Annotated in this window: 14 protein-coding genes; 5 read left to right on the forward strand and 9 right to left on the reverse strand. The window is 58.3% G+C overall.

The window, feature by feature from the left end; genetic code table 11:
• Positions 1 to 235 precede the first annotated feature (235 nt).
• Genes LD28_RS0101145 through LD28_RS0101160 form a run of 4 tightly spaced genes read right to left on the reverse strand, consistent with a single transcriptional unit; the run spans position 236 to position 4,916 of the window.
• Positions 236 to 1,681 (reverse strand): HD domain-containing phosphohydrolase, encoded by a 1,446-nt coding sequence (locus LD28_RS0101145; RefSeq protein WP_033135198.1) that lies wholly within the window; start codon positions 1,679 to 1,681, stop codon positions 236 to 238.
• Positions 1,682 to 1,730: 49 nt separating this feature from the next.
• Positions 1,731 to 2,852: a beta-ketoacyl-ACP synthase III gene (locus LD28_RS0101150; RefSeq protein WP_033135199.1), complete on the reverse strand. Its 1,122-nt coding sequence runs from the start codon at positions 2,850 to 2,852 to the stop codon at positions 1,731 to 1,733.
• Positions 2,853 to 2,906: 54 nt separating this feature from the next.
• Complete coding sequence (locus LD28_RS0101155; RefSeq protein WP_033135200.1) at positions 2,907 to 4,070, reverse strand: vWA domain-containing protein; 1,164 nt, start codon at positions 4,068 to 4,070, stop codon at positions 2,907 to 2,909.
• 3 nt (positions 4,071 to 4,073) lie between these two features.
• A complete protein-coding gene (locus LD28_RS0101160) occupies positions 4,074 to 4,916 on the reverse strand; it encodes an AAA family ATPase (RefSeq protein ID WP_033135201.1) in 843 nt (280 codons plus the stop codon).
• A 159-nt stretch (positions 4,917 to 5,075) separates the two neighbouring features.
• On the opposite strand from LD28_RS0101160, the gene cysK reads away from it, so the two are divergent.
• From cysK to crr, 4 genes are all read left to right on the forward strand, one after another.
• Positions 5,076 to 6,044 (forward strand): cysteine synthase A, encoded by a 969-nt coding sequence (cysK, locus tag LD28_RS0101165; RefSeq protein WP_033135202.1) that lies wholly within the window; start codon positions 5,076 to 5,078, stop codon positions 6,042 to 6,044.
• 440 nt (positions 6,045 to 6,484) lie between these two features.
• Complete coding sequence (locus LD28_RS0101170) at positions 6,485 to 6,742, forward strand: HPr family phosphocarrier protein (protein ID WP_005338266.1); 258 nt, start codon at positions 6,485 to 6,487, stop codon at positions 6,740 to 6,742.
• Positions 6,743 to 6,786: 44 nt separating this feature from the next.
• Positions 6,787 to 8,514 carry a phosphoenolpyruvate-protein phosphotransferase PtsI gene (ptsI, locus tag LD28_RS0101175; protein ID WP_033135203.1) on the forward strand — a complete coding sequence of 576 codons (1,728 nt, stop codon included), beginning with the start codon at positions 6,787 to 6,789 and terminating at the stop codon, positions 8,512 to 8,514.
• 42 nt (positions 8,515 to 8,556) lie between these two features.
• Positions 8,557 to 9,066 (forward strand): PTS glucose transporter subunit IIA, encoded by a 510-nt coding sequence (crr, locus tag LD28_RS0101180; RefSeq protein ID WP_005338264.1) that lies wholly within the window; start codon positions 8,557 to 8,559, stop codon positions 9,064 to 9,066.
• A 99-nt stretch (positions 9,067 to 9,165) separates the two neighbouring features.
• On the opposite strand, the gene LD28_RS0101185 is transcribed toward crr, so the two are convergent.
• From LD28_RS0101185 to pykF, 5 genes are all read right to left on the reverse strand, one after another.
• Entirely contained in the window at positions 9,166 to 10,098 is a 933-nt protein-coding gene (locus LD28_RS0101185) for a GGDEF domain-containing protein (protein WP_033135204.1), read from the reverse strand.
• 334 nt (positions 10,099 to 10,432) lie between these two features.
• Positions 10,433 to 12,466: a M13 family metallopeptidase gene (locus LD28_RS0101190; protein ID WP_033135205.1), complete on the reverse strand. Its 2,034-nt coding sequence runs from the start codon at positions 12,464 to 12,466 to the stop codon at positions 10,433 to 10,435.
• Between the two features lie 48 nt (positions 12,467 to 12,514).
• Positions 12,515 to 12,919 carry a hypothetical protein gene (locus tag LD28_RS0101195; RefSeq protein WP_033135206.1) on the reverse strand — a complete coding sequence of 135 codons (405 nt, stop codon included), beginning with the start codon at positions 12,917 to 12,919 and terminating at the stop codon, positions 12,515 to 12,517.
• Between the two features lie 730 nt (positions 12,920 to 13,649).
• Positions 13,650 to 16,979 (reverse strand): mechanosensitive channel MscK, encoded by a 3,330-nt coding sequence (mscK, locus tag LD28_RS0101200; RefSeq protein WP_033135207.1) that lies wholly within the window; start codon positions 16,977 to 16,979, stop codon positions 13,650 to 13,652.
• A gap of 150 nt (positions 16,980 to 17,129) precedes the next feature.
• Positions 17,130 to 18,542, reverse strand: a complete 1,413-nt coding sequence (pykF, locus tag LD28_RS0101205) for a pyruvate kinase PykF (protein ID WP_033135208.1) — start codon at positions 18,540 to 18,542, stop codon at positions 17,130 to 17,132.
• A 308-nt stretch (positions 18,543 to 18,850) separates the two neighbouring features.
• Between pykF and LD28_RS0101210 the strand changes: the two genes are divergently transcribed.
• On the forward strand, positions 18,851 to 19,093 hold the full coding sequence (locus tag LD28_RS0101210) for a hypothetical protein (protein ID WP_033135209.1): 243 nt from the start codon (positions 18,851 to 18,853) through the stop codon (positions 19,091 to 19,093).
• Positions 19,094 to 19,142 lie beyond the last annotated feature (49 nt).

Raw genomic sequence — 19,142 nt, forward strand, 5'->3', positions numbered from 1 at the left:
GGGCAAATTGCGGCCTTTTCCTGCCATCTTGTGATCCCGGTTGCGTCATCGGCACGAACCCGGATCACAAAATGACAAAAAACATCTGTAAATAAAGGGAAATATCAATATCTGCCCGGCGTGGCACATGCCGTTTGCGCGTAGCAGAACCGGCGATTGTCAGACCTGTTCGCGCGCGTTTTATGACGCCGGTCGCCCTGTCGGCCATCACGGCTGGTGGCCTTGATGCCCCTGCTCAGTGGTGATCCTGAAACTGCGAGGCAATCTCCCTGAACTGCGTCTCGCAGGCGAGAAACGCCGCGACGATGCCGGGATCAAAATGGCTGCCACTCCCTTTCACGATAATCTCCTTCGCCTCGTCATGGCTGAAGGCGGGTTTGTAGACCCGCTTCGAGATGAGGGCGTCGTAGACATCCGCCACCGCCATCAGCCGCCCCGAGAGGGGAATAGCCTCACCCGCCAGTCCTGCCGGATAGCCGCTGCCATCCCACTTTTCGTGGTGGGTGAGGGAGATCTCCCGGGCCAGCCGCAGGAAGGAGTTGGAGCCCAGTTGCGCTTCGGCGCTCGCCAGCGCATCGGCGCCGATCTGCGGGTGGCGCTTCATGATGGCGAACTCTTCGTCGGTCAGCTTGCCCGGTTTGAGCAGGATGGCGTCGGGAATGCCCACCTTGCCCACATCGTGCAGCGGTGCCGATTTGAACAGCAGATCGATGGTGGCGTCATCGAGCGGGTAGCGATCCCAATCGCTGCGACTGAGGTATTGCGCCAGCGCCTTCACATAGTGTTGGGTGCGGATGATATGGGCGCCGGTCTCGTTGTCCCGGGTCTCCGCCAGCGAGGCGAGCCCAAGGATAGCCACGTCACGAGTCAGGTTGAGCTCGTCGCTGCGGGATTTCAGCTCGCCGATCATCTGATTGGTGCTGGCGGCGATCAGGCCGAACTCGTCATCCCGGGTGACCGGGACCCGGGCGTCGAAGTCACCGCACTGCACTCTGGCCATGGTGCGGGTCTGCTGGCGCAGGGAGAGGCCAAGATTGCGGCCATAACCGTGGATGATGAGGGCTAGATAGCAGAAGGTCACCGTCATCACGAAGGCGATCTCCCACAGGATGTAGTGCTGGGCATCAAGCCTTGGCAGGCTGCGTTCCACCGTCACCAGCCACTCCAGATCCTTGTTGAACAGCAAGAAGAAGACGCTCCCCAGCAGAGTGAGGGTGGCCAGGGTAAAGAGAGTGAACTTGCGTGGCAGCGGCATGGCCAGCGGGTGGCTCAGTACCAGGCTCTGCTCATCTTGCCGTGCTCTGGCCCGATGCCAGTCCCGCTCCAGGGTCAGATCGGCCGCCACCAGAAAACCGAGGGTGGTCATCCCCAGCAGTACCTTGAGGTGGCTCGCCAGCGGAAAGTCGTGGGTCAGCGCGTTGTAGGCCGAGAGCAGCATTGCCCCCAGCAGGTAGACGCCCAGCTCCAGCATGAATCCATCCAGACCGTGGCGCGGCAGGGACAGCCTTGAGAGCAGCCCGTTGCGCACGGCGAACATGATGGCGAACGTCACCAGGGTCGGCCCCAACAGCCCGGGCAGAGTGAGGCTCTCGAGAAACGGGCAGACCTGCAACCCGTAGAGGCAAAAGAGTGACAGGGTCACCCCGTAGTGCAGGGCGCAGCGCCCCGTGATCCTCTGCATATTCCCACCCATGTTGCTGGTTATTGTTATGTCGGCGGGAGGCCCGCCATTACAGGCGCCGCAGCAGCAGGCTACCGATGGAGTAGCCAGCGCCAAACGAGCAAAGTACGCCGCGAGCCCCCGCAGGAAGGTCGCGATTGTACAGATGAAACGCGATGATGGAACCCGCCGAGCTGGTATTACCATAGCTATCGAGAATGACCGGCGCCTCCTGCTGGCTGGCATCGTGGCCCAGCAGCTTGCGGCCGATGAACTGGTTCATGGTGAGGTTGGCCTGATGGAGCCAGAGTCGGTTCAGGCTCTCGGCGGGCCAGCCCTGCTCATCGAGCTGGTTGGCGATCTGGTCGCACACCAGCGGCAACACCTCCTTGAACACCTTGCGCCCCTGCTGGCGAAACAGCTTGTCGTCGCTGTAGCGGGTGCGCGGGCTCAGCCGGTTCAAAAAGCCGAAGTTGTTGCGGATGTTGTTGGAGTAGTGGGTCACCAGCTTGCTGGCCACCAGTTGCCACGGATTGGCTACCTTGCAATCGGCTTCCCGCTCCAGCAGCACTGCGGTGCAGGCATCGCCGAAGATAAAGTGGCTATCCCGATCGCGAAAGTTGAGGTGCCCCGAGCAGATCTCCGGATTAACCACCAGCGCCACTCTGGCGCTGCCTGCCGCCAGCATGTCTGCGGCTGTCTTGATGCCGAAGGTGGCAGACGAGCAGGCCACGTTCATGTCAAAGGCCATGCCGCTCGCCCCCAGATAGTGCTGCAGCTCGATGGCCAGCGCCGGATAGGGGCGCGGCATGTTGGAAGCGGCCACGATGACCAGATCGATCTCCCCCGGCTCGCGACCGGCGGCGATCAGCGCCTGCTCGGCGGCAGCCACCGCCATCTCCACCATGATGGAGGGCATCTCATCGGGCCGCTCCGCCAGCAGCGGTTGCATGATGTCGGGGTTGAGTACCCCCTCGCGGCTCACCAGATAACGGCTCTTGATGCCGGAGGCCTTCTCGATGAACTCACAGCTGGAATGCTGTTTGGCGGGGAGCTGGCCGGCGTCGATGGCGGAGGCGTTCTCCTCGTTGTAGAGATCCACATACTGGTTGAAGGCGGCCACCAGCTCTTCATTGCTGACGGCAAAGGGGGGGGTATAGAGGCCTGAGCCACTGATCACGATAGAGGTCATCTTTGCTCCTCGCCGGGTGCGTTCCCGGCTTGTCGGTTTATAGGGTAGAGAGGGTTACAGCTGGTCGATCGCCGCAGCGAGACCTGCCAGAGTCAGCGGATGCATCCGTCCGCCAACCACGTCATTCATCAGCTTGATAGAGGGGTGCCAGAGCCACTCCCGTCGCGGGGTGGGGTTGATCCATACCAGTTTGGGAAAGTGCTGTTGCAAGCGGGTAAGCCACACCTGACCCGACTCCTCGTTCCACTGCTCGACACTGCCGCCCGGCCAGGTGATCTCATAGGGGCCCATGGTGGCATCCCCCACCAGGATCACCCGATAGTCCCTGCTATAGGTGCGCAGTAGCCGCAGGGTATCGAACCGCTCATCAAAGCGGCGGTTGTTGTCCTTCCAGACGAAGTCGTAGAGGCAGTTGTGAAAATAGAAGTACTCCAGATGCTTGAACTCGTGGCGCAGGGCGGAGAAGAGGCGCTGCACCTCGGCCACGTGGGCATCCATGGAGCCTCCCACATCGAAAAAGACCAACAGCTTCACCCCGTTGTGGCGCTCGGGTCGCAGCTTCACATCAAGCCACCCCTGCCGGGCAGAGCTGCTTATGGTGTCATCGAGATCCAGCTCGTCGGGATTGCCTTTACGCACCCAGCGTCTGAGCTTGCGCAGCGCCAGCTGGATGGCGCGCTGGCCGAGCGGCGAGTCGTCGCTGAAGTTGCGATAGTGTCTGGCCTCCCACACCTTGGCCGCCTTGCCATGCTGCCCCTCTCCACCCATGCGAATGCCCTCGGGGTGAAAACCGCCGTGGCCAAACGGGCTGTTGCCGCCGGTCCCTACCCACTTGTTGCCACCGGCATGGCGCTCTTTCTGCTCGTTCAGCCGCTGATTAAGGGTTTCCAGCAGCTTGTCGAGTCCGCCGAGGGATTTGAGTAACGCCTTCTCCTCTGGGCTCAACAGTCGCTCGAACTCCTTGCGCAGCCACTCCTCGGGCAGGCTCTCCGGCAGCAGGGGGATGGCTTCCAGTCCCTCGTAATACTCGGCGAAGGCGCGATCGAAGCGATCGTAGTGGGCCTCGTCTTTTACCAACAGGCAGCGGGAGAGTTGGTAGAACTCGTCCATATCGATAGTGACCAGCCGGGCTGCCAGCGCGGCGTGCAAGTCCAGCAGTTCGCGCAGGCTGCAGGGGAGCTTGTGGCGGCGCAGGTGGGTAAAAAAGTCGATCAGCATAAATTAGCTGCCGCGCCGGGCCAGAAAGGCGAGCTTCTCGAAGAGATGCAGGTCTTGCTCGGTCTTGAGCAGGGCGCCATATAGCGCGGGCACCAGCTTGCCGGGTTCGCGGGCGCGCATCGCCTCGGGGGCGATATCGTCGGCCAGCAGCAGGCGGATCCAGTCCAGCAGTTCTGAGGTGGAGGGCTTCTTGCGCAGCCCCTCTACCTCGCGCAGCTCGAAGAAGAGCTCCATCGCTTCGCCGAGCAGGCTCTCCTTGAGGTCGGGGTAGTGGAGTTTGACGATGGCCTGCATCTCGGCCTTGTCGGGGAAGCGGATGTAGTGGAAGAAACAGCGCCGCAGGAAGGCATCCGGCAGCTCTTTCTCGTTGTTGGAGGTGATGATGACTACCGGTCGCTGGCGCGCCTTGACGCGTTCACCGGTCTCGTAGACATCGAACTCCATCCGATCCAGCTCCAGCAGCAGATCGTTGGGGAATTCGATGTCGGCCTTGTCGATCTCGTCGATCAGCAGCACCGGTCGCTGCTCGGCGCTGAAGGCCTGCCACAGCTTGCCCTGGCGAATGTAGTGGCTGATATCGGCCACTCTGGGGTCGCCGAGCTGGGAGTCGCGCAGCCGGGCTACGGCATCATATTCGTAGAGACCCTGCTGGGCTTTGGTGGTGGACTTGATATGCCAGGCAATCAGGTCGGTGCCGAGATGGTCGGCGACCGCTTCTGCCAGCACCGTCTTGCCGGTGCCCGGTTCCCCCTTGATCAACAGTGGTTTTTCGAGGGTGATGGCGGCATTGACCGCCATCCTCAATGCATCGGAGGCGAGATACTGGCTGCTTCCTGAAAATCCCATAACGTCGGTTCCTTTGACGATTGGCACCCGGAGTCAGGGGCCAGAGAGAATAAGCTCTATATGTTGTAATACCATATGGTTATAACGAATCGTCACTTCTCATTCAGAAACCACAGGGTAATCTTGTTTCATCGTCGTAACAAACACAGGGATAGCACCATGAGCAAAATATTTGAGGACAACAGCCAGACTATCGGTCACACCCCGCTGGTTCGTCTCAACCGTGTTACCAAAGGCCGCGTGCTGGCCAAGATCGAGAGCCGTAACCCCAGCTTCAGCGTCAAGTGCCGTATCGGTGCCAACCTGATCTGGGATGCCGAGAAGCGCGGCATCCTGACCAAGGGTAAGGAGATCATCGAGCCCACCAGCGGCAACACGGGTATTGCTCTGGCCTTTGTCGCGGCTGCTCGCGGCTATCCCATTACCCTGACCATGCCGGCCACCATGAGCCTGGAGCGTCGCAAGCTGCTCAAGGCGCTCGGCGCCAATCTGGTGCTGACCGAAGGGCCACTCGGCATGAAGGGGGCCATTGCCAAGGCCAACGAGATCCTCGAATCCGAGCCGGGCAAGTATGTGTTGTTGCAACAGTTTGAAAACCCGGCCAACCCGGAGATCCACGAAAAGACCACGGGTCCCGAGATCTGGGATGCCACCGACGGCGAGGTAGATGTGTTCGTGGCCGGGGTCGGTACCGGCGGCACCATTACCGGTGTCTCCCGTTATCTGAAGCAGACTCAGGGCAAGGCGGTGGTCTCTGTCGCGGTCGAACCGGCCGAGTCGCCGGTCATCAGCCAGAAGCTGGCCGGTGAAGAGATCAAACCGGGCCCCCACAAGATCCAGGGTATCGGCGCCGGTTTCATTCCGGGTAACCTCGACCTATCCCTGATTGACCGGGTTGAGCAGGTGACCAGCGATGAGGCAATCGAGATGGCCCGCCGTCTGATGGAGGAGGAGGGGATCCTGGCCGGTATCAGCTCCGGTGCTGCGGTGGTGGCTGCCAGCCGTCTGGCCGAGCTGCCGGAGTTTGAAGGAAAAACGATTGTCGTCATCCTGCCGAGCGCGGCGGAGCGCTACCTCTCCAGCGCCCTGTTTGCCGGGGTCTTCAGCGAGCAGGAACTGCAGCAGTAACTGATCGGAATCTGTCAAAACAGCGGCGCTCCCAGGAGCGCCGCTTCTTTATGGGCTAGACTCAACCCCTGTTAGTGTCACTTGATCCTTATTTTTTGGGGTAAAATAACAAGTTCCTGAGTGAGAAAAAAAGCAGACATTCCGCTGTAAATCTCATATCCTGTGCGGCGTCACGCGGTGTTTGCTGGCTTGGTATCACAAAGTAACAAAGTGTTATTTTTCGTTATAAAATAATTTCAGGCCAGTCCTGATGCGGCTTGTAGCCCAATAACTGAAAATTGCCAACCAGCGCGCCGATTACTGCACAGAAACTTGACCTGGATTAAACCATTGCGGGTCTGCTTTCGTTACTTTACAACATATCCATACTGACACGGTGGGTCAGGTTGCTTCAAAACCGACCAATCCACCAAAAAATATCAATAATATGGGGTGAAACCATGTACGAGAAGTCTGTTGTTATCACTGCTGAAAACGGCCTGCACACCCGTCCGGCAGCTCAGTTCGTGAAAGAAGCCAAAGAATTCCAAAGCGAGATCACTGTGGTCTCCGGTGGCAAGTCCGCCAGCGCCAAGAGCCTGTTCAAGCTGCAGACCCTGGGCCTGACCAAGGGTACCAACGTAACTATCCAGGCTGACGGCCCGGATGCTCAGCAAGCTGTTGAGAAGCTGGTTGCCCTGATGGACGAGCTGGAGTAATCCAGCTTTATTCCTCCCCCACAGTCGTTTTAATAGGAAGGATTATGATATCTGGCATTCTTGCGTCCCCCGGTATCGCATTCGGTAAGGCGCTTCTTCTTAAAGAAGATGAAATCGTTATCAATCAGGGCAAAATCTCTGCTGACCAGATTGATGCCGAGATCAACCGTTTCCTCGAAGCTCGTACCAAGTCAGCTGCTCAGCTGGAAGCCATCAAAGAGATGGCCGGTCGTACCTTCGGTGAGGAAAAAGAGGCCATCTTCGAAGGCCACATCATGCTGCTCGAAGATGAGGAGCTGGAAGGGGATATCAGATCCTTCATCAAAGAGAACAAGGCTTCCGCTGACAAAGCCATCTATGAGGTGATCGAACAGTACGCCAAGATGATGGCCGAGCTGGATGACCCTTATCTGCGTGAGCGCGCCACCGACTTCCGTGACATCGGAACCCGTCTGGTGAAGAACGTGCTGGGCATTGCCGTTGTCAACCTGAGCACCATCGACGAAGAGGTCATCCTGGTCGCCAAAGACCTGACCCCGTCTGAAACCGCTCAGATCAACCTGAAATATGTGCTGGGTTTCGTTACCGATATCGGTGGCCGTACCTCTCACACCTCCATCATGGCCCGCTCCCTGGAGCTGCCGGCCATCGTGGGCACCAACGACATCACCGAGCGCGTCAAGAACGGTGACGTGCTGGTACTGGATGCGATCAACAACCAGATCATCATCAATCCGACCGCTGAACAGCTGACCGAAGCCAAGAAGTTCCAGGCTCAGTTCCAGGCCGAGAAAGATGAGCTGGCCAAGCTGAAAGACCTGCCTGCCATCACTCTGGATGGTCATCAGGTCGAAGTGTGCGCCAACATCGGTACCGTCAAGGATACCGAAGGTGCCATCCGCAATGGCGCCGAAGGCGTGGGTCTGTACCGTACCGAGTTCCTGTTCATGGATCGCGATGCGCTGCCGACCGAAGACGAGCAGTTCAAAGCCTACAAAGAAGTGGCCGAAGCGATGCCGGATCAGCCGATCATCGTGCGCACCATGGACATTGGCGGCGACAAAGAGCTGCCGTACATGAATTTCCCGAAAGAGATGAACCCCTTCCTGGGCTGGCGTGCCGTGCGTATTTTCTTCGACCGCGAAGACATCATGCACGCTCAGCTGCGGGCCATTCTGCGTGCGTCTGCCTTCGGCAAACTGCGCATCATGTTCCCGATGATCATCTCTGTCGAAGAGTTCCGTAGCCTGAAAGCGACGGTAGAGACGCTGAAAGCCGAACTGCGTGCTGAAGGCAAAGCCTTTGATGAATCCATCGAAGTGGGTATCATGATCGAGACCCCGGCCGCTGCCGTGATGGCTCATCATCTGGCCAAGGAAGTGGATTTCTTCAGTATCGGTACCAACGACCTGACCCAGTACACCCTGGCTGTCGATCGCGGTAACGAGATGATCTCCGCCATGTACAACCCGCTGTCACCCTCCGTCCTGACGCTGATCAAGATGGTTATCGATGCATCCCACGCCGAAGGCAAGTGGACCGGTATGTGTGGTGAACTGGCTGGTGACGAGCGTGCCACCCTGCTGCTGCTGGGTATGGGTCTGGATGAGTTCTCCATGAGCGCCATCTCTGTACCGCGTATCAAGAAGCTTATCCGCAACACCAACTTCGAAGATGTGAAGGCAATGGCTGATCAAGCACTGAGCTTTGCCACCGCAGCTGAAATCGAAGCGTGCGTAGATAACTTTATTAAGCAGAAAGCAGTCTGCTAAGATCGGCTGCAAACAGCGACAAATCATCTCTAGGAGCTTTATATGGGTCTGTTCGACAAACTGAAGAAACTGGTTTCCGACGATAGCTCTGACACCGGCGGCATCGAAATCTTTGCTCCGCTGTCTGGCGAAATCGTGCCGATCGAAGATGTGCCTGACGTTGTCTTCGCCGAGAAGATCGTTGGTGACGGCATCGCCATCAAGCCGGCTGGCAACAAGATGGTTGCGCCGTGTGATGGTACCATCGGCAAGATTTTCGAGACCAACCACGCGTTCTCTCTGGAATCTGACTCTGGTATCGAGCTGTTCGTTCACTTCGGTATCGACACCGTTGAACTGAAAGGCGAAGGCTTCAAGCGTATCGCTCAGGAAGGTCAACAGGTCAAGCGCGGCGACACCATCATCGAGTTCGATCTGGCCGTTCTGGAAGCGAAAGCCAAGTCTACCCTGACTCCGGTTGTCATCTCCAACATGGACGAGATCAAAGAGCTGATCAAAATGACTGGTGCCGTGACTGTGGGCGAGACCCCGGTTATCCGTATCAAGAAGTAATGCCCGGCTGGCTCACGCCAGTTGCCGCAGTAAAAAACCGAAGCCTTGTGCTTCGGTTTTTTTATGGCCTCGAGTCGGCTTCCCCTTCTGGTTACCACTCTATTCCGCTGAGATGACAACCCGGTTACGGCCCTGATCCTTGGCCTGATAAAGGGCCCGATCTGCCATCATCAGCAGATAGTCGATGCTCTCCTGCCCCTTCATGCTGGCACACCCCAGACTGATGGTGAGGGAGATCTGCTCCCCTTGCCATGGCAAGCGGGTGACACTGACATGTTGGCGCAGCTGTTCGGCGCGCTGTGCCGCCTGTTCAATATCGCAACCAGGCAGGATCAGCAGGAACTCCTCTCCGCCCCAACGGGCCAGACTCTCCCCCGGCAACAGCTGGCCCGCCATGGCGTGGGCGACGGCGCAGAGCGCGGCATCGCCCGCAGGATGGCCGTAGCGGTCATTGACCTGCTTGAAATGGTCGATATCCCCCAGCACCACCGAGAGGGGCTCACCCTGCAACCAGTGGGCCTGCAGCTGTTGCTGGGCGCCACGCCGGTTGGTCAGTTCGGTGAGCGGATCGGTGCAGGAGAGGCGGCTCACCTCTTCCACCATGCACTGCAGGTCGTGGATATCGCGAAAGGTGACGATATGGCCATCCGGGATGGCATCGGCCCCCAGCTGTGCGGTGACGATAAACCAGCGCGACTGACCGCTCTTGCAGCGGATCAGCGCAGGCATCTCGGCGACCTCCAGCCCTTGTGACAAGCTCTGTTCCACCTGGGAGTGCCAGGAGTCGATGATGGTGCGGCGATACCCTTCATCCGGGTAGGCGACCCGAAACCAGGAGGCCATGTCCGGCAGATCGTCAAGGTCGTAGCCCAACTGTTCAATGAAGGCTTTGTTCAGGAAGCGGTGGCGCCGCTGCGGGATCATGTCGGGCGAGCGGCCATCGTGATGGGCAATGGATTCTGACACCAGAATAGGCAGCGGGATCACATCGAAGGAGCGAAACAGGATCTGTTGCAGTTCTCGGTCATTCATAGGAAAAGCGGCTCCTCGATGCATCTTTTGCATGCTTTACCATAGGTCAGACCTGTGTGGTGGTAAACCGATTTATAGCGGTGCTGCAGCCGGTTTTTCAGACAATGGCAAAGGCGGAAAAACAGCGGTGTTGCTTGCCGTGACCGTGTCGGGTGAACGCAGGCCGGGGAGAAGGGGCGGTGCAAGAAGATCAAAAAAACCCACATGGTTAGGCACATGTGGGTCGGGAAAAACCAGACAGGGTAAAACTGACACTCCCTGTGTCGGTCATCTTCAGCTCAGGTGGAGGAGATCCATCTGCTGGAGCTTTTCAGGCTAGGGCCCCTGCTGGCGGTCACCAAATCTTCACACGCTCGGAAGGTGGCAGATAGAGTTTGTCACCCGGCTTGATGGCAAAAGCGCGGTAGAACTCTGGCATGTTGGCGACGATGCCGTTGACCCGGTACTCCATCGGGGAGTGGGGGTCGGTCTTGAGCAGGACGGTGGTGAGCTCGGGCCGGTATTTCCCTTTCCACACCTGCGCCCAGCCGATAAAGAAGCGCTGATCGGCGCTAAAGCCGTCCAGTACCGGCGGGCGTTGGCTGCCCGTGGCGATCTGATAGGCCTTGTGGGCAATGGTCAGCCCGCCAAGGTCGCCGATGTTCTCGCCAAGGGTCAGCTGACCGTTAACATGCTCCCCCTTGATGGGCTCAAAGCGATTGTATTGACGTACCAGTTTTTGGCCTCTGGCGGTGAACTCCTTGAGATCCGCAGGGGCCAACCAGTTATGCAGGGCGCCGTTGCCATCGAATTTGGCCCCCTGATCATCGAAACCATGGCTCAGCTCGTGGCCGATGACGGCGCCGATGGCGCCATAGTTGACCGCATCATCCGCCGTCAGATCGAAGTAGGGAGGTTGCAGGATGGCCGCCGGGAAGACGATCTCGTTGTTGTTCGGGTTGTAGTAGGCATTCACCGTCTGCGGGTTGTCGAACCACTCCTCCCGATCCACAGGTTGGTGGAGGCGGGCAAGGTGTTCGTTGTAACGGGCGGTGACGGCGCGCTGGGCATTGCCGACCAGATCATCGGGACGGATCTCGATAGCGCTGTAGTCCTGCCACTGGTCCGGATAGCCGATCTTGACCCGTACCTGAGCCAGCTTCTCCAGCGCCTTCTCTTTGGTCGGCGACGACATCCAGTCGAGCCCGCTGATCTCCTGGCGATAGGCCGCGATCAGATTGTGCACCATGGCCGCCATGCGAGTTTTGGCCTCGGCCGGGAAGTAGCGCTCCACGTAGAGCTGGCCCACCGCTTGCCCCAAGTAACTGTCCAGTACCTCCATGGCCCGCTTCCAGGTCGCCCGCTGTTGGGGAACGCCATTGAGGGTGGTGCCGTAGAACGCGAAGTGCAGATCACTGGTCTGGCTATCCAGGTAGGGGGCGTAAGCACGCAGCAGATGGAACAGGCTGTAGGATTGCCAATCTGCCAGCGTGGTCTCCTGCATTACCAGCGCCAGTTTTTCCAGATAGTCTGGCTCGTTGACGATGATATTCGCTTCACCGGCGATGCCAGCCTCTGTCAGATAGCTTTGCCAATCCAGGGTGGGCAGCAACTGCTGGAGGCGGGCGAGCGGCAGCTTGTTGTAGGTGAGGTTGTCATCCCGCAGTTTGACTCTGTCCCACTGCACATTGGCCAGCCGGGTCTCCAGTGCCAGAATGCGATGGGCCTGCTCGTTCGCCCCCTGCGCGCCGGCATGGCTCAGCAGAGCGGCAATAAACTGCTCATATTTGGCCCGCAGCGCTGTGCTGGCGGCATCGTTTTTCAGGTAGTACTCCCGATCCGGCAGGCCGAGCCCGGACTGCCCCAGATAGATGGCGTAGCTATCGGGGGATTTTTTGTCCGACCCGATCTCGATGGTAAAGGGGGCTCCCCCTCCCAGCTTGCTGACCCGGGCAAAGTAGGTGGCCAGTGAGGAGGCATCATGGATGGCCATGACCTCGTCGCGCAGCGGCTGAATGGGGGTCAGCCCCTTGGCATCCCGTCCGGCCTGATCAAGGTAGCTGGCGTAGAGATCGGCGATCTGCTGGCGGGGGGAGCCAGTTTGCTGCGGGCGCTTGAGCAACTCCTCCAGCAGGACTTTGCGATCGTCCAGTGACTTGTCAGCCAGCAAGTTACCGATGGTCTGACCGGGCAAATCGTCCGGGATCGGGGTCTTGGCCAGCCAGTTGCCGTTGACATGGCGAAACAGATCGTCCGCCGCGCTGATGCGGGTATCCATGCTGGCCAGATCCACCCCGGAGTGAGGGCGGGTAGCTGCCCCGGCACTGCTGGAGAGACCCAGGAGTGCCAAGGTGATGAGGCTTGCGACTATGCTGCGTTGCGGTTTCATCATGTTTTTCCTGTATCAGGGCGGGGGTAAGGCGTTGCCAATCGCTCATCAACTACGAACGACCGAGAGAAATCGGCCATCGTGATTGAAGGTGCAGGTAAATTCGACGTCGTCATCATCGGTCTCGTACTGCCCGTAGACCTTGTATTTGTGGCCACTCTCTTCTGTTGACTCGGTGGTGATATCGCGTGGGGAGACATGGAATTTGCTGGCCGCTTCACCTGAGCAGTAACGGGGCATCTTGCTGGTGGCAATATGCTGATCATCGTTATTGTCATTCTGACCATCGTGCTCATGTTTATTATCGCTGTGCGTTTTACCCGCATAATAACCGGCTGCACCAATAGCCCCGAGAGCTGCCGCCCCAATCAATACTTTTTTGGTATCCATATTTTGGCAGCCGGTCAATGCCAGACAAGCGGCCAATCCCATTACCATCAAGGGATGTTTCATTTCTCGGATCCTTGCAATTATCAAATGAACAGACATATAGGAGTCAACCGGGAGGTCATATGGCCCAGCGACGGAATGCCGCCACTTTGCAATGGTCTGGCTGAAGAGGAAACTCAAATAAAATTAAAAAAAGTTATAAAACGCCGTGAGTCGTGCCGGTCGCCGGTTTGCCTGAAAGACGCTGTGAACACAGGGCAAGCTCAACCGGTAGTATCAGGGGTGTGTTTAGGCAACTTATTGTTTTTAAACTTTTATTTCTCTTTATATTTTATCAGTGGTCATGGCCGTGCGCCGCTCTGTTGCCCGCCATGTTGGCGGGCAGGATGGCCGTTCTGGCCTATGGACGATACGCTCTGCCCTGAGCGGAAGAGGCCAGAGGTGGTGCAAAATGGCGTAGCCGCAGTCATGGCTGGCAGATATCTGGCCCGATTTATACTGATTTTATAAAGCATTTTATTTATAAAATAGTTGCCATAAAAGTATCTGTTGGCGTGATACCTTCAGCATTATTTTCCGAAGATGCCGTACGGATAGTTGATATATATCAGCCGGTGATTATCAAATATTAATGGGCGCATCCTTGATGCGGGTATGGGGTAAATATCACTCAATGGTGAGCGCACATTGTTATTCTGTTAATTTATATTCGTGCCTGTCGCCATAAACGGCGCATAAAAAAGCCGCTCACCTGGGTGAGCGGCTGTTGCCATCAGATCAGTGCCGTTTGCTATCAGGCTGGCTGCTTGCCATCTTCTGCGGGCGGCGGCAGGGCGGCGGAGTTGGACTCCACCTTCTGCTCTTCGCCCTGCATGTTCTTGATGTAGACATCCATCTGGTTGAAGGCGATCTCGATGCCGTTCTCGCGGAACAGCTGGTCAATCTTGCGGTTCAACTCGTCCACTGCCGGGTTGCGATCACCCAGTTCGCTCACGAAGAAGCGCAGCTCGTGATCCAGGGTACTGGCGCCAAAGGTGAGGAAGTAGACGATGGGGGCCGGGTCTTTCAGCACGCGGCTGTTTTCATCGGCCGCCTGTTTCAGCAGGGTGCGGGTCAGCTCCAGATCCGAGCCGTACGCCACCCCTACGCGCACGATCACCCGGGTGACGGTGTCACTCAGCGACCAGTTGATGAGCCGCTCGGTCATCAGCTGCTGGTTGGGGATGATCACCTCTTTGCGGTCGAAGTCGGTCAGGGTGGTGGCGCGAATGCGGATCCGCGAGACGGTACCGGAGAAGGAGCCGATGGTGACGGTGTCACCGATCCGCACCGGACGCTCGAACAGGATGATGATGCCGGAGACGAAGTTGGAGAGGATCTCCTTCATGCCGAAACCGATACCGACTGACAGACCACCCGCTACCCACTGCAGCTTGTCCCACTGCACGCCCATCATGGAGAGGGCGGTCAGGGAGCCAAAACCGATCAGCAGGTAGTTGAGCATGGTGGTGATGGCGTAGGCCGTCCCCTGAGCCAGATTGAGCTTGGAGAGCACCAGCACTTCCAGCAAGCCCGGCAAGTTGCGCGCCAGTGACCAGGCGCCACCGAGCAGCAGGAAGCCGATCAGCACGTCACTCAGGCTGATGGGGAACAGCACGGCGTTGGCGCCGGTGCCTTCACTGCGATGCCACAGCACCATGCTGTCGAGGTAGGAGAATACCGCGACCAGATCGGACCAGAGCCAGTAGAAGGCGACGCCGAAGATCAGCATCAGCACGGTACGGGTCAGACGCAGGGACTGCTGGCTGACATCCTCCAGATCCATGGGCTGCTCTTCGATGGACTCGCCACCCTCCGCATCTTCCGAAGATCTGTGCTCACGCTTGGCCACCGCACGGCGGTAGGCCAGACGACGGGCGGCCAGCTCCAGACCACGCAGGGCGGTGCGGTAGACCAGGCTCCAGATGATGATGAGGTAGAAGGATTCGATCAGGCGACCGGTCAGCTTCAGCGCGGTGTAGTAGTAACCGAGCACCGCCAGCACGATCAGCGCCACCGGCGCCAGCGCCAGGGCGATGGCGATCAGCGACTTCTGCATGCTCGCCTCGCCCTTGATGCGGGCGCGGGAGATGGGGAACACCAGATAGGCGGCCAGCCCCAGCAGGGTCAGGGTCATGGCCTGACCGATCACGTCGTTGCCCAGGGTGGAGGGTTCAACCACCGCCTTGGTCGCGAGCATGATGAGCGGCAGCAGTGGCAACCAGATGTAGCGCATGCTGTTGCGCTTGGCCTGCAGCTCTGCTTTCGGGATCCGGAAGTGGGTTTCGGCGATACCGCCCGGGCGCATCACCGCCAGATAGACGCTGAACACCAGATAACCGAGAGCGAGGTTCAGGGTGATCTGGAACATCAGTTTGGGACTGAGCAGACCGCAGTAGGTGAGCAGCAGACCGCCAGCCAGAATGAACATGCTGCCCGGCAGGCGTTGCAGCACGGTATAGAGCAGGGCGCGCGGGGTGTGCCACTGGCTGTCCTGACGGAAACGGCCAAGGTCCTTGGTGATCTTCTTCTCGCGCTCAACCAGCGCCGGACGTTTCCAGACCAGCAGGCCGCCGATCAGCAACAGCGGGAAGGCGAGCAGGGAGATCCCCAGCAGCTCTTCGCGCCAGCGTTTCCAATCCGGTTTCAGTACCCAGTCGGAAGCCTGCTTGTAGGCCTGGGCGGGCCAGCTGATAAACCACTTGCTGTCGATGGGCTTGTTGCTGCTTACCCAGAAAATGTGCTGCTGGAGAGTGAACTCGATTGATGCATAGACGCGGGCCAGTTGCTGCTGGATCAGCTGCAGGCTGATGGCGTTGGTGAGCTGGCTGTCGAGCTGACGGTTGAGCTGATCGAGCAGATTGATACGGGTGTCGAGCAGCTTGGCAAGGCTGGCCTTGTCCTCGTCGCTGACCGGATCCTTGCTGCCGGCAATCAGGTTGTCCAGATAGAGGTTTTTCTGGAACAGCTGGTCACGCTGCTGGCTCAGTTCAAACTGGGCCAGATGGAGGTCCGCGATCTGCTCTTCCAGATTCTTGACGGCGATGGTCGGTGCCGCTTCCAGCTGTTGGTAGAGCTGATAGAGGATGCGCGACAGCAGCAGGTTGCCCTTGAGCATCTGCACCTGTTCATTGAGGTTGCGCTCGGTCTGAATGCCGCGCTCCAGCCAGCTCTTGGCTTGCAGGTTTTTCTGGACCAACGAGTTGAGACTGGTGGTTGCGCTGATGAGCTGCTGGCTGAGTTGGTGGTTGAGCTCCTGCTCTTTTTGCACCAGCGGGCTGTCTTCGGTCGCCACCAGTTCACCGGTCTGTTCGGCGGTCTTCTCGGTGTCGCCGAGACGCTTGGCGCTGCTCTGATCCTGCAGCAACTGCAGTTTCTGCTCTTCGCTGGCCAGACGGGCACTCTGGTAGTCGCGCTGCTTGATCGCCAGATCCTGCATGCTGGTACGGTTATCCAGCTCCTTTTGCAGGTGCGCCAGTTGCAGCTCCAGCAGTGCCAGCTCGGTGTTGAGCTTCATCTTCTCGGCGCTGCTGACGCTCTCGCCCACGTTCAGGCGGCTGCGGATCTCCTGGCTGCGCTGATAGGCGCGGCTCATGCTGGTCTGGGCCCGTTCCGGCAGGGTCTGCAAGCTGGTGAGCTGGCTGCCGATGGTGCCGAGGGCCTCCTGGGCCTCCTGCATATTAGCCAGCACTTCCGGCTGACGGCTGTCGAGCTCCGCCAGACTCATGGTGGCGTATTCGCTCTTGATCTGCTCGGCACTCTTGCCCTTGGTCAGGGCATCGAGCTTGGCGCTGATCTCTCTGAGTTCGGTGGGCAGGCTGCGCAGACGCTGGGCCTGACTCTTGGCTTTCGCCTCTTCCTTGTCGATGCTGTCGAGCAGGGCGAGGGTTTCGGTAAGCAACTTCTGATCCGCTTGCTGACTGACGGTCAGTGTTTCCGATTTACCCAGACCATCCAGCGCTCGCTGAACGGAGGCGCGAGAGGGGACATCTTGCGCCATGGCCTGCGGGGCGCAGAGGCTGGCGACTAAACAGAGCAGCGGCAACAGGGTGGCCGAGACTCTTTTAAAACGTGTTGAGAGCATATAACTTCCGGGTTATTACGCGATATTCGGGAGATTTCCCGCATAGATTAAATTCGCGTGGATTCTAACACCGGGCTTGTCAGGTAAGCAGGGGGGAGGGATAAAAAAAACGGCGCCCGCAGGCGCCGTTTTCACGTTGTTCAGCTCTGATTAAAGAACGTGAACAGAAGCGGTGTTGGTGGTGCCGCTCGGTACCAGAGCACCGGAGACCATCACAACCACGTCACCCTTCAGACCCATGCCGATTTCCAGCGCGGCTTCTTTACCGATGCGGTAGAAATCGTCGGTAGAGGCGATGCTGTCAACCACGTGAGCAACCACACCCTTGGTCAGAACCAGCTGGGCAGCAGTTTTCTTGTTGGTGGTGATAGCCAGGATCCAGGCTTTCGGGAAGTACTTGCGAATGGCCTTGGCAGACTTGCCGCCTTCGGTAGCAACCACGATCAGCGGGGCGTCCAGCTTCTCGGAGGTCTCTACGGCGCCTTTACATACGGCTTCGGTGATGCGCAGCTTGTTGCTGTCGTTGGCAGCAGACAGGTTGGACGGCATCACGGCATCGGTACGCTCGCAGATGGTGGCCATGATGGTCACGGCTTCCAGCGGGTACTTACCCTTGGCGGATTCACCGGACAGCATCACTGCGTCGGTACCGTCCAGGATGGCGTTGGCCACGTCGCCAGCTTCGGCGCGGGTCGGACGCGGGTTCTTGATCATGGAGTCCAGCATCTGGGTGGCAGTGATAACCACTTTGCGGGCTTTGTTGCACTTGGTGATGATCATCTTCTGGGCGAAGATAACTTCTTCAACCGGGATCTCTACACCCATGTCGCCACGAGCAACCATGATGCCGTCGGAGACAGCCAGGATCTCGTCGAAGTTGTCCAGACCTTCCTGGTTTTCGATCTTGGAGATGATCTGGATGTTCTCGCCACCGTGGGCTTTCAGGTGCTCACGGATTTCCAGAACGTCTTCTTTCTTACGGATGAAAGAAGCAGCAACAAAATCAACACCTTGCTCGCAACCGAAGATCAGGTCGCGCTTGTCTTTCTCGGCCAGGGCCGGCAGCTTGATGGAGACGCCCGGCAGGTTAACGCCTTTGTTCTCGCCCAGGTCACCGTTGTTCAGCACTTTACAGACAACTTCGCGCTCGGTGATTTCGATCACGTCCAGACCGATCAGGCCGTCATCAACCAGGATACGGTTGCCGACGCGCAGATCGTTGGCGAAACCTGCATAGGTCACAGCCACTTTGTCTTTGTTGCCAACCACGGTCTGGTCGGTGGTGAAGGTGAAAGTCTGGCCAGCGACCAGCGCGACGTCGTTGCCGCCTTCCAGCTTCATGGTACGGATTTCCGGACCCTTGGTGTCCAGCAGGATAGCTGCGTGCTTGCCGGTCTCGGCCATCACAGCGCGCAGGTTGCTGATGCGGCTGCCGTGCTCGGCGTAGTCACCGTGGGAGAAGTTCAGGCGCATGACGTTCATGCCGGCGTCCAGCATTTTGGCCAGCATTTCTTTGGATTCGGTCTTCGGACCGATGGTGCAGACAATTTTGGTCTTTTTCATGTCAATCTTCATGGTTAAGGAATTTCCGCCGAGCAATATACACCAGTTTTTGGAATCTTTTTATGATCCAGAAACAACGTTTTGACCAGATAACGTTTTCTTTTCAGGGATAACGTTTTCCTGTGAGTCACATTTTAGTGCATACGGCCACAGGTTCGGGCAGAAGGGATACAAATGTTACCATCTGTGGTTGTTTGGCCGGGTTGAGGTTCAGATGTTGTAAAATGACCACCCGCTCGCTGTCACCGTCTTGTCACCGGCTTGCGCAAAAATGTTAGTTCATTGGCGCGCAGATGAAGGACGTCGGGATGAAAAACAGCCATGACATCGGATGGGCTCTGCTCTTGCTGGGCACCGCCCTGCTGCTGGTTCAGTCACTGCCAGCCCGCTGCTGGCCTGACAACGCTGGTCTGCTGGCGATCTTCTCCCATCCAGTGAAAGGGGAGGCGGCCGCTGAAGGATTGGCGTGGCGAGAGTGGCAGGATCACAGTGCAGCGACCCGGATGGCGCTTCGCATAGCCCGACCGCAGCCGGATACGCCGCAGCCTTGATATGTCTTGCTGCTTCCCGGTCATGAAGGGGGAAAATTATCAACCATTG

The sequence above is a fragment of the Aeromonas finlandensis genome (assembly GCF_000764645.1).
Classification (GTDB): Bacteria; Pseudomonadota; Gammaproteobacteria; order Enterobacterales; family Aeromonadaceae; genus Aeromonas; species Aeromonas finlandensis.